Source organism: Saccharothrix hoggarensis, assembly GCF_042678885.1.
GTDB lineage: Bacteria > Actinomycetota > Actinomycetes > Mycobacteriales > Pseudonocardiaceae > Actinosynnema > Actinosynnema hoggarensis.
The window spans coordinates 40,862-53,342 of record NZ_JBHTLK010000017.1 but is presented as its reverse complement, the minus strand read 5'-3'; the positions used below and the strand labels follow the sequence as shown (position 1 = coordinate 53,342).

Sequence of the window (12,481 nt, the reverse complement as noted above, 5' to 3'; positions counted from 1 at the left end):
TGGCGTGCGCGGCGCGCCGGGCCGCCAGCCGGGTCACCTGCCCGTTGCCGCAGCCGACGTCGAGCACCCGGCGGCCCGGCCCGACGCCGGCGGCGGTCAGCAGCGCCTCGTTGAAACCGCTGTTCACGGCGTCGTAGCGGTCCTGGTGCTCGGCCCAGTGGCCGCCCTCGTACCCGTTCCACGCCTCGGCCTGGTGGGTGTTGACGATGCCCGTCACCCGCCGCCCCTCTCGTTGTGAACGCATGTTCATGAACGAGTGTTCATAACCCGACGAGGTGTTGTCAAGGCGTGGCCGGACTATCGTCGCGATCATGACCGTGATCCGCTCGCTGCTGCTGTTCGCGCTGGCCGCGCTCGCCGAGATCGGTGGCGCGTGGCTCGTGTGGCAGGGCGTGCGCGAGCACAGGGGCCTGCTGTGGATCGGCGCGGGCGTGGCGGCGCTCGGCCTGTACGGGTTCGTGGCGACGTTGCAGCCCGACGCCCACTTCGGCCGCATCCTCGCCGCGTACGGCGGGGTGTTCGTGGCCGGCTCGCTCGCCTGGGGCGTGGTCGTGGACCGGTTCCGGCCCGACCGCTGGGACTACCTCGGCGCGGCGATCTGCCTGGTCGGCGTGGCCGTGATCATGTACGCCCCGCGCTCGTGAGCGGGTACGGGGAACGCGCGTCGGCCTCGGCGAGGCCACCCGCCGCCGTCCGCGCGATCACCTCGCTGCCGTAGGCGCTACAGCCGCACGAGGGCTGCGTCGCCGAACTCACCCCGTGCGGCGAATCGTCACCGCGGGTTGCCGCGCGGGCGGAGGCGGCCCATCGGGAGCGGTGGGGCGGGGAGGCGGTCGCCGGGGTAGCCGACGACGTGGCCGAAGCGGTCCGAGCGGGCTTCCCACTGGTCGCGGAAGCGGACGATCTCGTCGTGGTCGCGGCCGACGAAGTTCCACCACATGACCAGGTCCTCGCCGAGCGGTTCGCCGCCGAGCAGGATGACGCGCGCCGCCGCGTCGCCGTCGTTCGCCAGGTGGAGGGTGGTCGCGCCGACGCCGAGGTAGCCGAGCGTGCCGCGGGGCAGCACCGTGTCGCCCAGCCGCACCTCGCCGACGTCGACCAGGACGCCGTGCTCGAACGCGGTGTCGACGTCGAGCGCGAGCCGCGCGCCGGGGTCGAGCACGAGTTCCGCGCCCAGCAGCGGGGTGAACGTCCGCACCGGGGACGTCTCGCCCGCCACCGTGCCGAGGAACACCCGCGCCGCCGCGCCGTCCAGCGCCACCACGCCGGGGACGTGGTGCTGGAAGTCGCGCGGCGCGTCGCGGTGGGCGTCGGGCAGCGCGATCCACAACTGCACGCCGTGCAACACGGTCGTGTCGGAGGTCGACACCTCCGAGTGGCAGATGCCGTGACCGGCGGTCATCAGGTTCAGCTCGCCCGGCCGCACCACTGCGTGCACGCCGAGGCTGTCGCGGTGCTCGATCTCGCCGCTGAACAGCCAGCTCGCGGTCTGGAGGCCGGTGTGCGGGTGCGGCGCGACGTCCATCCCGCCGCCGGCCGACACGTCGTCCGGGCCGTAGTGGTCGGCGAAGCACCACGCGCCGATCATGGACCGCTCGCGCTGCGGCAGCGTGCGGCGCACGGTCATCGCGCGCGGCCCACCCAGCGGCACGTCGCGCGGCGCCAGCACCTCGACCACCGCCGCGCCCGAGGCGCTCTCGCAGACCACCTCGGGCGGCTCGGTCTCCACGTTGCTCATCGCGACCCCGATCCAACGGCCATCAAGCCATCGTAGAGGCCGGCACGAGCCCTACAGGTTCCGCTGGTACTCCTCCCACGTCCGCTTCGGGCTCACCGCGGGCCCGTCGTCGGGGGCGCGGTTGGCCAGCCCGTTGAAGCCGAGGTAGTAGTCCCCCGCCTGGTTGCGCGCGCCGGTGGACAGGTCCGGGTCGCCGAGCGCGATGGCGTGGATGTGGTAGTCCCAGTCGCCCTGCGCCGGGGTGCGGACCCAGGCCGCGAACCCGACCAGCCGCAGCACCCTGGCCACGTTCGTGCGGGTGGTGGCCGTCATGCCGGACACCGAGATGTCCAGCGCGCCGCCGCCGTCGTGGGTGCCGGCCGAGCCGGGCACGCCACCGGGGTTGTACGAGCCCTGGGTGATGCCCAGCGTGCGGCCGAGCAGCCGTTCCGCCTCGACCAGCATCGCCTTGGTGCGCGTGTTCATCAGCGCGTTGTGGTAGGTGACCCGGCTGCCCGCCGACACGGACCGCACGACGGTGTACCGGCCCTCGCCCAGCAGCCGCAACGACGTCGGCCCCGGCATGCCGGAGGCGTCGAGGCCGGTGTAGCCCAGCGACCGCTGGTACGCCGCGTAGGCGTCGATCGTCCTGGTGCCGAAGTGGCCGTCGACGTAGGTCGCGGCGAGGAAGTTCTTGGCGTCGAGCGCCTGCTCCACCAGCAGCACGCTCGGCCCGCTGCCGGGGGTGATGGCGGAGTCGGCGCGGCGCGGGTCGATCTGCGCGGACTTGAGCACGGCCTCCATGTCGACCGTCCCGATCGCGGCGGCCCCCGACGGGGCGTGCGTCGCGGCGGTCGCGGGAACCGCGAGGCCGACGAACCCGACAAGCGCAGCGGCCAGTGCGGCGATCCTGACGTTGACCACGTCCACCTCCGGTCGACACCCGACGAACCGGGGTCAGTCAAGCGCGAACCGGAGCGGGCCGGCAAGAGTTGACCGCGAAGGCTTGTAGTTGGTTGGACATTGTCCGCCCGGTGTTCACGCGGGCACGCCGGCGGTGGACGTGTCGCCCCGTCGGCGAGCTGCCGGGCAGGCGGTGGACGTGCCGCCCGGTCGGCGAGCTGCCGGGCAGGCGGTGGACGTGCCGCCCAGTCAGTCGACGCCCGGTGGGCCGGACGTCAGCGGTTGGACGAGGGGAACCGGTTGCCCGTGCTGCCGAGCGCCAGCAGGTCGGTGTACTGGTCCTGCCACGACCGCTCGGTGGCCAGCAGGTCGGCCAGCCGCTGCACCCACGCCGCGTCGATCGGCGGAGTCGCGCCGGCCAGGTGCTGCCTGGTCTCCTCACGCGCCCTGAGCCAGTTGGCCAACGTCGGGGCGAGGACCGGTCCGCCTGATTCTTCCGCCATGCCGGAACCGTACTTCGTGCGAGCGGGGTGTGGTGGAGTAGAGTTCCCCGGGTTGGGGCACGAGCTGTCGGCATTCGGCCGGCGCGGTCCCCGATCCAGTCCGGCCCGGTACGTCCGGCCGGGGACGGGAGCACCGGCTTGTCGCCGGATCATCCGTTCACTTCATCACCTAGCCCCACGGCTCGCGGGCACGTCGGATCGGACAACCACGCCTTCGGCACGCGGGACGACGCCCGCCGCCTGCGTGGTCCGGCCCTGCCGGCAGGGGAGACGGGGTCGTCATGACGCAGCAGACCAGACCGGGACGTACTCAGGGCGCGGCCGTTGGCTTCGCCGACGCACGAGCGGCGGCGGACCGGGCGGAACTCGTCCAGCGCAACCTGGCCGCCCGCACCGTCGCGGACAACTCCGTCGACGCGATCGACTGCGCCGAGCTGCTGTCCATGCTCGGCCTCCCCGACCCGCCACCCGAGCACACCGCGCACCACGCGGTCGCCGCCGACTGACGTCCCGGCCCTCGCGTTCCGAGGTCCGTCGCGACGCCCGCGCGCGTCCGTTCGCCTGCGCTCCGCTCCGACGATCGGCCTAACTCAACCGGGTGAGCCGGCCGTCGGGGCGCATCAACCGCACCGCCCGGTGGGTAGCCCTCTCGGTGGGTGTCCACGAGGGACGCCTGTGGAGGAGGTTCGAGCGCAGATGGGCATTGGCGACAAGTTCGACGGTCTCAAGGACAAGGCCAAGGAAGCTCTCGGTCAGCACGGCGACAAGGCCGACCAGGGTGTCGACAAGGCCGGCGAGTTCCTCGACGAGCGCACCGGCGGGCGGCACTCCGAGCACATCCAGACGGGCACGGAGAAGGCCAAGGAAGGGCTGGACCGCTTCGGCGGGCAGCAGCCCGACCAGCAGCAGTAGCGCGGACACCCCAGAACGACCAAGGGCCGCCCTCCCGGAGGAGGGCGGCCCTTCCCCGTCTTGACTTCCGACGCGTCCTGCCTTCCGCGGTGTGCCTGCCTTCCGCGGTGTGCCGTCGGCGCGTCTTCCGCGTTCGACGGTCCCGCGGCACGCGGCCCCGGGACGAGGGCCGGTCGTGGCCCGCGGAGCGCACGGCCCCGCGGACGTTCCCGCTCGTGCGCCGCGGTCGGGTCACACCGGTCGCGTCACACCGGTCGGGTCAGACCGGTCGCGTCAGGCGGAGCCGAGGCGCGACGCCAGCAGCTGCTTGCCCTGCTCGGCGCCCTTGCGGCTCTCGCCCTGGGCGCGGCGGAAGAACTCCGCCAACTCGCTGTCGCCCGCGCGCTCGGCGTCGGCGATGTAGTTCTCCAGGCGCAGCGCGTTGCTCAGGCACGCCTCGACGAACCAGATGATGTTGTAGTCCTTGTCCTGCGTACCGGTCACCGGACCGGTCTCCGTCGTGGACACGTGACCTCCTCACTCAGTCGGCCCCGCGGGAACCGGGGCGGCCTCACTTGGTCGGCCACTCCGGGATACCCGTTTTCGGGCTCCTGAACGCCGACCGCGCGGCGACCCCCGACCGGGGGCGAATAAGTGCCGTACCCCTACGGATCACGTCCCTGATTGTTCCCGACCAGGTGTCACCCGACAGTGAGCGTGCCGCTTCGCCCTGCCGGGGCGGCTGTTCGCCTGGAAGGGAAGCACAGTGAAACGACCACGTCCCAGAGGCCTCGCGGCCGTCGTCGCGGCGGCCCTCCTGCTCCCGCTGCTCGCCCTGCCCGGTGCGGCGGAACCCGCCCGGTCCGGCACGGCGCCCGCCGCCAACTACGAGGGCGGGACGGTGCCCACCGGCTCGGACGCCGAGCCGTCGTTCTACAACGGTCAGCCCGCCACGGTCGACGAGTTCCCGGCGATCATCGCCGGCGTCCGCGAGGGCGGCACGCGCCCGCAGGGCCAGTCCTGCACCGGCTCCGTCGTCGCGCCCCGCAAGATCCTCATCGCGGCGCACTGCGCGGACGCGGCGGGGGACAAGAGCTTCGTCTACGGCTTGGACGACCTCAACGCGGGCGGCGGGTTCCGCACCGCGGTCGTCCAGTACAAGAAGCACCCGCGGTACGTGAACTTCGACCAGGGCTACGACGTCGCCGTGGTGACCGTCGCCGACGACATCCCGGTGCGCGGCGGCAAGTACGCCCAGGTCGCCACGTCCGCCGACGCGGGACTGGGCGTGCCGGGCACGAGCGGCCTCGGGTTCGGCTACGGCAAGAAGGACCACGACGACGCCCTGCGCGACGTCACGCTGGACAAGGCGACCCTGCCGATCGTGGACGGCGACCGGCAGTGCCAGGGCGTCGGCGCGGGCTTCAAGTCCGCCACGATGATCTGCGCCGGGTACGCCGACGGCAGCACCACGATCCTCCCCGGCGACAGCGGCGGACCGCTGATCGTCGGCGGCAAGATCGTCGGCGTCGCGTCCTGGAGCCGCAGCGACTTCCGCTGGTACAGCATCTACGGCCGGTTGACCAACGACATGGGCGACTGGGTCAAGCAGGAGATCGGCGCGCCGCAGCCCACGCCGGACTTCACCGTCGGCGCCTCGCCGAGCGCGCTGCGGGTCACCGCGGGCAAGTACGCGTCCACCACGGTCACCACGACGGCCGGGCAGAACGGGCCCGAGTCGGTGACGTTGTCCGCGTCGGGGCTGCCGAGCGGCGCGAAGGCCGTGTTCCAGCCGACGTCGGTCCAGACCGGCTCGACCGCGAAGGTGACGTTCGAGACCGCCGCCTCGACGCCCAACGGCACCTACGACGTGACCGTCACCGGCGCCAACTCGGCGGGCAAGACGGCCACGGCGACCGTGTCGCTCACCGTCGAGGGCGGCGGCCAGAACCCGCCAAGTGACTTCACCCTCGGCCTGTCGCCGAGCACGCTGAAGGTGGCGCAGGGCAAGTCGGCGTCCACCACGGTCACCAGCACGGTCGGGCAGAACGGGCCGGAGTCGGTGACGTTGTCCGCGTCGGGCCTGCCCAGCGGCGCGAAGGCCGTGTTCCAGCCCGCGTCCATCCAGACCGGCGGCTCCGCCAAGCTGACCGTGGAAGCGGCCGCGACCACACCGCCCGGGGCCTACCGCGTCACCGTCACCGGGACGAACGCGGGCGGTGGCACCGCGACCACCGCGTTGTCGCTGACCGTCGAGGGCCAGACCGGCGGTGACGTCGCGGTGACCGTGACCCCGGCCTCGGCGTCGGTGCAGCAGGGCTTCTTCGCCCAGTTCGCGGTGAGCGCCACCGGCGGCACGGGCTCGCTGACGCTGTCCGCCACCGGTCACCCGGCCGGCAGCCAGGTCCAGTTCACCCCGGGCACGATCGCCCAGGGCGGCCGCAGCGACGTGTTCCTGAACACGAACTTCCAGACGCCGCCGGGAACCTACCCGGTCACCATCCGGGCCACGTCGGCCGACGGCAAGGTCGGCACGGCGACGTTCACGCTCACGGTGACCCGCTGGGGCAGCAACGCCCTGCGGGCCGCGTAACCCCGCACCGCCCGCGCACCGCCCCGGCCGGATCCCCTTCCCGGCCGGGGCGTTCGCGTGCCGTCAGGTCGGGTGAGGTGCCGGGCCGGGGTGGGATCGAGCCGGGGTGGGATCGGCCCGCCGGAGCACGAGGCGGGCGCGGTCAGGCTGGCGCGCGATCAGACAGGTGTGGGATTGGCCGGGCGCGCGGGATGAGGCGGGGTGGGATCAAGCCGGGCGGGGCGGCAGCGGGCCGGCGTGGCATTGGGGCGGCGTGGCACCGGGCCGGCGTGGCATTGGGGCGGGATGGCACTGCGGCACGTGGCAGCGGGCGAGCGGGCTGGCGTGGCACTGCAGCGCGTGGCGGTGGGGCACTGGGGGCGGAGCGTGCGGGCAGGCGGCGTGCGCTTCGTTCCGCGTGGCTCAGGGGGCCAGTTCGGCCCACACGACCTTGCCCTCCGGCGTCGGCTCGGAACCCCACGTCCGGCTCAGCGCCGCCACGATGATGAGTCCCCGCCCGCGGGCCGAGTCGAGTTGGACCGGTCTTTGCTGCGGCATCGCGGAGGAGCGGTCGGTCACCTCGATGCGCATGCCGGACGTGGTCCGCGTCACGGTCAGCCCGATCGGCCCCACCGCGTGGTCCACCGAGTTCGACACGAGTTCGGTCACCACCAGGGCAGCGTCGTCCGCGAGGTCCTCCGACAGCCCCCAGGCCGACGCGACCTCGCCCACCACCCGCCGGGCATGCGCCGATGAGCCCGCTGTGGCAGGCAGCGTCACGGCCACCGGCACCGCTGGCTCGTTGCGCACATCCGCTCCCGTTGATCGGCCGTTACCGCATCGTCGCACATCCTCCGCCCACGGCATCGAGTGGTGGCCACCACCCCCGTCCCACGGCGTGGCGTTCGAGTGGTGGAGGCACCGGACGGGGCGTGTGGCTAGGCTCGGGCACCATGGAGTTGCACGTGCGCAGTGAGGTGCGGGGCGTCTGGACGGTCCTCGCGGTCTCCGGCGAGCTCGACGCGGACACCGTCCCCGTGCTCTCCGAGCGCCTTGAGCAGGACACGGGCCGGAAAGTGGTGGTGGACCTCAGCGGGGTGCCGTTCATGGACACCACGGGCCTGTCGCTGATGCTCGACTGGCACCGCCGGCTGGACGGCGCGGGCGGGCAGTTCCGGATGGCCTGCCTGCAACCGTCCGTGCACAAGCTGTTCCGGCTCACCGAGCTGACGGAGGTCATGCACATCCACGACTCCGTCGAATCGGCGACCACCGGCACGCCGTAGCCGCCCGACCACGGTCGGTCGCCGAAGAGCACGAGCCGAGAGCACGAGCCGACGTGCCCGTGGGCGCCTGCCCGTGAGCACGCCGCGCGCACGGGCGGGCGGGGCCGCGTCGGTCAGTCCTGGTCGACGCCCAGGTAGAACGCGATCAGCCGGAGCAGGTGCTCGGTGTCGACGGGCTTGGTCACGTAGTCCGTCGCGCCGGACGCCAGCGACTTCTCCCGGTCGCCCTTCATCGCCTTCGCGGTCACCGCGATCACCGGGAGGTCCGCGTACCGGGACATGGCCCGGATCGCCGCCATGGTCGCGTTGCCGTCCAGCTCCGGCATCATGATGTCCATCAGCACCAGCGTGACGTCGTCGTACTGCTCCAGCGCCCGCACGCCGGTGATGCCGTTGTCCGCGTAGATGACCTGCAGCCCGTGCAGCTCCAGCACGCTGGTCAGCGCGAACACGTTGCGCAAGTCGTCGTCGACGATCAGCACCTTCTCGCCGTGGAACCGCATCGGCGCGGGCGGCAGCTCCGACGGCGCCACGAGCGACTCCGGCGTCGGGTCGGCGGGCGTCAGCAGCTCCGGCAGGGCGTCCGGCTCGACCTCCACGGGCGGCACCAGGCCCTGTTCGCCCAGCGGCAGGTACAGCGTGAACGTCGACCCGACGCCCGGCTCCGACCGCACGTCCAGCCGCCCGTCCAGCAACGTCGCCAGCTCCCGGCTGATCGACAGCCCCAGGCCCGTGCCGCCGTACTTGCGCGACGTCGTGCCGTCCGCCTGCTGGAACGCCTCGAAGATCACCGACAGCTTGTCGGACGGGATGCCGATACCGGTGTCCTGCACGTCGAACGCGACCGAACCCTCCACCACCCGGATGCGCAGCTTGATCTCGCCGTCGTGGGTGAACTTGACGGCGTTCGACAGGAGGTTGCGCAGGATCTGCTGAAGCCGGTGCTCGTCGGTGTGCAGCGTCGTCGGCACGTCGGGGTCGACCACGACCTCGAAGGCGAGGTTCTTCTCCGCCGCCAGCGGCACGGTCAGCGCCTCGACGTAGTTCACCACGTCGGAGACCCGCACCGGGTCCGTCTGCACCTGCATGTGCCCGGCCTCGACCTTGGTCAGGTCGAGGATGTCGTCGATCAGCTGCAACAGGTCGGTGCCGGACGAGTGGATGGTCTTCGCGAACTCGACCTGCTTCGGGTTCAGGTTGCCGTCGAGGTTGTCCGCCAGCAGCTTCGCCAGGATCAGCAGGCTGTTCAAGGGCGTCCGCAGCTCGTGCGACATGTTCGCCATGAACTCCGACTTGTACTTCGAGGCCGACGACAGCTGCCGCGCCCTGGCCTCCAGCTCGACGGAGCCCGCCCGCAGCTCCTCGGTGAGCCGCTGCGACTCCACCAGCAGGCTGTCCGTGCGGGCGTTGGCCAGCATGGTGTTCAGGTTGACGCCGATGTTCTCCTTCAGCTGGTCCAGCAGGTCCAGGTGAACCTCGGTGAACTCGCCGAACGACCCCAGCTCGATCACGCCCAGCGTCTCGCCCTGGAACACGACCGGCAGGATCACCAGGTTCGCGGGCGGCGCGGAGCCCAGCCCGGAACCGATCGCCAGGTAGCCGGGCGGGACGTCGGTGACCAGCACGGTCTTCTTCTCCACCGCGACCTGGCCGATCAGCGACTCACCGCGCTGGAACCGCGTGGGCCGCTGCCCGCCGCGCGGCGAGTACCCGTACGACGCGGTCAGCTCCAGCGCGTTCGACTCGGGGTTGACCAGGAAGAACGCGCCGTGCTGCGCCGACACCAGCGGCGTCAGCTCGCTGATCACCAGCGACGCCATGGCGTTGAGGTCGCGGTGGCCCTGCATCTGGCCGGACAGGCGGGCCAGGTTGGTCTTCAGCCAGTCCTGCTCCTGGTTCGCCCGGGTGGACGCCCGCAGGTTGCCGATCATCCGGTTGATGTTGTCCTTCAGGTCCGCGACCTCGCCGGACGCGTCCACGGTGATCTGCCGGGTCAGGTCGCCCGCCGTCACGGCGGTGGCCACGACGGCGATCGCGCGCACCTGCCGGGTCAAGTTCCCGGCCAGCTCGTTGACGTTCTCGGTGAGCCGCTTCCAGGTGCCCGAGACGCCCTCCACCTCGGCCTGGCCGCCCAGCTTGCCCTCGGTGCCGACCTCGCGGGCGACGCGGGTGACCTCCTGGGCGAACGACGACAGCTGGTCGACCATCGTGTTGATGGTGGTCTTCAGCTCCAGGATCTCGCCGCGCGCGTCGACGTCGATCTTCTTCGACAGGTCGCCGAGCGCGACGGCCGTCGTGACCTGGGCGATGTTGCGGACCTGCGAGGTCAGGTTGTTGGCCATGAAGTTGACGTTCTCGGTGAGGTCCTTCCACGTGCCCGCCACGTTCGGCACGCGGGCCTGGCCGCCGAGGATGCCCTCGGTGCCGACCTCGCGGGACACGCGGGTGACCTCGTCGGCGAACGCGCGGAGCGTGTCCACCATGCCGTTGATCGTGTCGGCGAGCGCCGCGACCTCGCCCTTGGCCTCGACCGCGATCTTCTTGGAGAGGTCACCGCCCGCGACCGCCGTGGCCACCGCCGCGATCGACCGCACCTGCGTGGACAGGTTGTCGGCCATGACGTTGACGTTGTCGGTCAGGTCCTTCCACGTGCCGGCGACGCCGGGCACCCGCGCCTGGCCGCCCAGGCGTCCGTCGGTGCCGACTTCTCGGGCGACGCGGGTGACCTCGTCGGCGAAGGACGACAGCTGGTCGACCATCGTGTTGATGGTCGACTTGAGTTCGAGGATCTCGCCGCGCGCGTCCACGGTGATCTTCTGCGACAGGTCGCCGCCCGCGACCGCCGTCGTGACCTGGGCGATCGACCGCACCTGCGCGGTGAGGTTGTTGGCCATGAAGTTGACCGAGTCGGTGAGGTCGCGCCAGGTGCCGGCGACGCCGGGCACTTGCGCCTGGCCGCCCAGGCGTCCGTCGGTGCCGACTTCTCGGGCGACGCGGGTGACCTCGTCGGCGAAGGACGAGAGCTGGTCGACCATCGTGTTGATGGTGTCCTTCAGCTCCAGGATCTCGCCGCGGGCGTTGACCGTGATCTTCTGGGAGAGGTCGCCCCGCGCGACCGCCGTCGCGACCTGCGCGATGTTGCGGACCTGGGAGGTGAGGTTGCCGGCCATGAAGTTGACCGAGTCGGTGAGGTCGCGCCACGTTCCGGCGACGCCGGGGACCTGCGCTTGACCGCCCAGCCGCCCGTCGCTGCCGACTTCCCGCGCGACGCGGGTCACCTCCGCCGCGAACGACGACAGCTGGTCGACCATCGTGTTGATCGTGGTCTTGAGCTGGAGGATCTCGCCGCGGGCGTCGACGTCGATCTTCTGCGACAGGTCGCCCTGCGCGACCGCGGTGGTGACCTGGGCGATGTTGCGGACCTGGGAGGTGAGGTTGCCGGCCATGAAGTTGACAGAGTCGGTGAGGTCGCGCCACGTGCCGGCGACGCCGGGCACTTGGGCCTGCCCGCCGAGCCGTCCGTCGGTGCCGACCTCGCGGGCCACGCGGGTGACCTCGTCGGCGAACGACGAGAGCTGGTCGACCATGGTGTTGATGGTCGACTTGAGTTCGAGGATCTCGCCGCGCGCGTCCACGGTGATCTTCTGCGACAGGTCGCCCTGGGCCACCGCGGTCGCGACCTGGGCGATGTTGCGGACCTGCGAGGTCAGGTTGTTCGCCATGAAGTTCACGTTGTCGGTGAGGTCGCGCCACGTGCCGGCGACGCCCGTCACCTGGGCCTGGCCGCCGAGCCGTCCGTCCGTGCCGACCTCGCGGGCCACGCGGGTCACCTCGTCCGCGAACGACGAGAGCTGGTCGACCATCGTGTTGACGGTGTCCTTCAGCTCCAGCATCTCGCCCGCCACCGTCACGGTGATCTTCTGCGACAGGTCGCCCTGGGCCACCGCGGTCGCGACCTGGGCGATGTCGCGGACCTGCGCGGTCAGGTTGTCGGACATGAAGTTCACCGAGTCGGTGAGGTCCTTCCACGTGCCCGCCACACCCGGCACGACCGCCGTGCCGCCCAGCCGGCCGTCCGTGCCGATCTCCCGCGCGACCCGCGTGACCTCGCCCGCGAACGTGCGCAGCGTCGCCGTCATCGAGTTGAAGCTCTCCACCAGCGCCGCCACGTCACCGCGGGCGTCGACCACCATCTCCTGGGACAGGTCGCCCTCGGCGACCGCGGCGAGCACCCGGCTCAGCTCGGCGGTCGGCCGGGTCAGGTCGTCGATCAGGCCGTTCACGGCGTCCGCCGCCGTCTCCCAGCCGCCGGTCGCGGTGCTCGGCGCGAGGCGTTCGGCCAGCCGGCCCTCCTGGCCGACCGACTGGCGCACCCGCACGAGCTCGCCGACCAACCACTGGTTGCGCTCGGCGATCTCGTTGAACACCTCGGCCAGCTCGGCCGTCACCCCGTCGCGGGGCACGACGAGGCGACGGCGGAAGTTGCCGTCCCTCATCTCCCGCATGGCGGTCAGCAGTCGGGCCAGGGTCACGTCCGTGTCGTCCTGGGCGGTCGTCACACGAGCCTCCGATGTCAGCGCAACTGGGGCAAGCCTGCCACTGTTGCACC

At 71.8% G+C, this 12,481-nt stretch carries 12 protein-coding genes; 5 read left to right on the top strand and 7 right to left on the bottom strand.

Going from position 1 to position 12,481, the window contains the following annotated elements; genetic code table 11:
• Positions 1-217 (bottom strand): class I SAM-dependent methyltransferase (locus ACFQ3T_RS06180; protein WP_380720906.1); only part of this gene is annotated, 217 nt, incomplete at its 3' end.
• Positions 218-311: 94 nt separating this feature from the next.
• Here ACFQ3T_RS06180 and ACFQ3T_RS06175 point away from each other — a divergent pair.
• Positions 312-644: a YnfA family protein gene (locus tag ACFQ3T_RS06175; RefSeq protein ID WP_380720905.1), complete on the top strand. Its 333-nt coding sequence runs from the start codon at positions 312-314 to the stop codon at positions 642-644.
• Positions 645-772: 128 nt separating this feature from the next.
• On the opposite strand, the gene ACFQ3T_RS06170 is transcribed toward ACFQ3T_RS06175, so the two are convergent.
• From ACFQ3T_RS06170 to ACFQ3T_RS06160, 3 genes are all read right to left on the bottom strand, one after another.
• Positions 773-1,738 (bottom strand): pirin family protein, encoded by a 966-nt coding sequence (locus ACFQ3T_RS06170; RefSeq protein WP_380720902.1) that lies wholly within the window; start codon positions 1,736-1,738, stop codon positions 773-775.
• A gap of 51 nt (positions 1,739-1,789) precedes the next feature.
• On the bottom strand, positions 1,790-2,641 hold the full coding sequence (locus ACFQ3T_RS06165; RefSeq protein WP_380720899.1) for a peptidoglycan-binding domain-containing protein: 852 nt from the start codon (positions 2,639-2,641) through the stop codon (positions 1,790-1,792).
• Between the two features lie 254 nt (positions 2,642-2,895).
• Complete coding sequence (locus ACFQ3T_RS06160; RefSeq protein ID WP_380720896.1) at positions 2,896-3,123, bottom strand: hypothetical protein; 228 nt, start codon at positions 3,121-3,123, stop codon at positions 2,896-2,898.
• 281 nt (positions 3,124-3,404) lie between these two features.
• Here ACFQ3T_RS06160 and ACFQ3T_RS06155 point away from each other — a divergent pair, with 281 nt between their 5' ends.
• The gene (locus ACFQ3T_RS06155; RefSeq protein ID WP_380720893.1) at positions 3,405-3,629 is read left to right on the top strand and encodes a hypothetical protein; all 225 of its coding nucleotides are present in this window, start codon (positions 3,405-3,407) and stop codon (positions 3,627-3,629) included.
• Positions 3,630-3,819: 190 nt separating this feature from the next.
• The gene (locus tag ACFQ3T_RS06150) at positions 3,820-4,035 is read left to right on the top strand and encodes an antitoxin (RefSeq protein ID WP_380720890.1); all 216 of its coding nucleotides are present in this window, start codon (positions 3,820-3,822) and stop codon (positions 4,033-4,035) included.
• 273 nt (positions 4,036-4,308) lie between these two features.
• Here the strand turns inward: ACFQ3T_RS06150 and ACFQ3T_RS06145 are convergent, their stop codons facing one another.
• Entirely contained in the window at positions 4,309-4,542 is a 234-nt protein-coding gene (locus tag ACFQ3T_RS06145) for a hypothetical protein (RefSeq protein ID WP_380720888.1), read from the bottom strand.
• 238 nt (positions 4,543-4,780) lie between these two features.
• On the opposite strand from ACFQ3T_RS06145, the gene ACFQ3T_RS06140 reads away from it, so the two are divergent.
• A complete protein-coding gene (locus ACFQ3T_RS06140; protein ID WP_380720885.1) occupies positions 4,781-6,607 on the top strand; it encodes a trypsin-like serine protease in 1,827 nt (608 codons plus the stop codon).
• Between the two features lie 402 nt (positions 6,608-7,009).
• On the opposite strand, the gene ACFQ3T_RS06135 is transcribed toward ACFQ3T_RS06140, so the two are convergent.
• Positions 7,010-7,453: an ATP-binding protein gene (locus ACFQ3T_RS06135; protein WP_380720882.1), complete on the bottom strand. Its 444-nt coding sequence runs from the start codon at positions 7,451-7,453 to the stop codon at positions 7,010-7,012.
• A gap of 86 nt (positions 7,454-7,539) precedes the next feature.
• On the opposite strand from ACFQ3T_RS06135, the gene ACFQ3T_RS06130 reads away from it, so the two are divergent.
• Entirely contained in the window at positions 7,540-7,872 is a 333-nt protein-coding gene (locus ACFQ3T_RS06130; protein ID WP_380720879.1) for an STAS domain-containing protein, read from the top strand.
• A gap of 113 nt (positions 7,873-7,985) precedes the next feature.
• On the opposite strand, the gene ACFQ3T_RS06125 is transcribed toward ACFQ3T_RS06130, so the two are convergent.
• Complete coding sequence (locus ACFQ3T_RS06125; RefSeq protein ID WP_380720876.1) at positions 7,986-12,431, bottom strand: hybrid sensor histidine kinase/response regulator; 4,446 nt, start codon at positions 12,429-12,431, stop codon at positions 7,986-7,988.
• Positions 12,432-12,481 lie beyond the last annotated feature (50 nt).

What these genes read in the sequence shown, in the direction of transcription:
- ACFQ3T_RS06160 (WP_380720896.1), bottom strand. Translation starts at nt 3,123, where the DNA reads ATGGCGGAAGAATCAGGCGGACCGGTCCTCGCCCCGACGTTGGCCAAC.
- ACFQ3T_RS06170 (WP_380720902.1), bottom strand. Translation starts at nt 1,738, where the DNA reads ATGAGCAACGTGGAGACCGAGCCGCCCGAGGTGGTCTGCGAGAGCGCC.
- ACFQ3T_RS06135 (WP_380720882.1), bottom strand. Translation starts at nt 7,453, where the DNA reads ATGCCGTGGGCGGAGGATGTGCGACGATGCGGTAACGGCCGATCAACG.
- ACFQ3T_RS06175 (WP_380720905.1), top strand. Translation starts at nt 312, where the DNA reads ATGACCGTGATCCGCTCGCTGCTGCTGTTCGCGCTGGCCGCGCTCGCC.
- ACFQ3T_RS06130 (WP_380720879.1), top strand. Translation starts at nt 7,540, where the DNA reads ATGGAGTTGCACGTGCGCAGTGAGGTGCGGGGCGTCTGGACGGTCCTC.
- ACFQ3T_RS06150 (WP_380720890.1), top strand. Translation starts at nt 3,820, where the DNA reads ATGGGCATTGGCGACAAGTTCGACGGTCTCAAGGACAAGGCCAAGGAA.
- ACFQ3T_RS06155 (WP_380720893.1), top strand. Translation starts at nt 3,405, where the DNA reads ATGACGCAGCAGACCAGACCGGGACGTACTCAGGGCGCGGCCGTTGGC.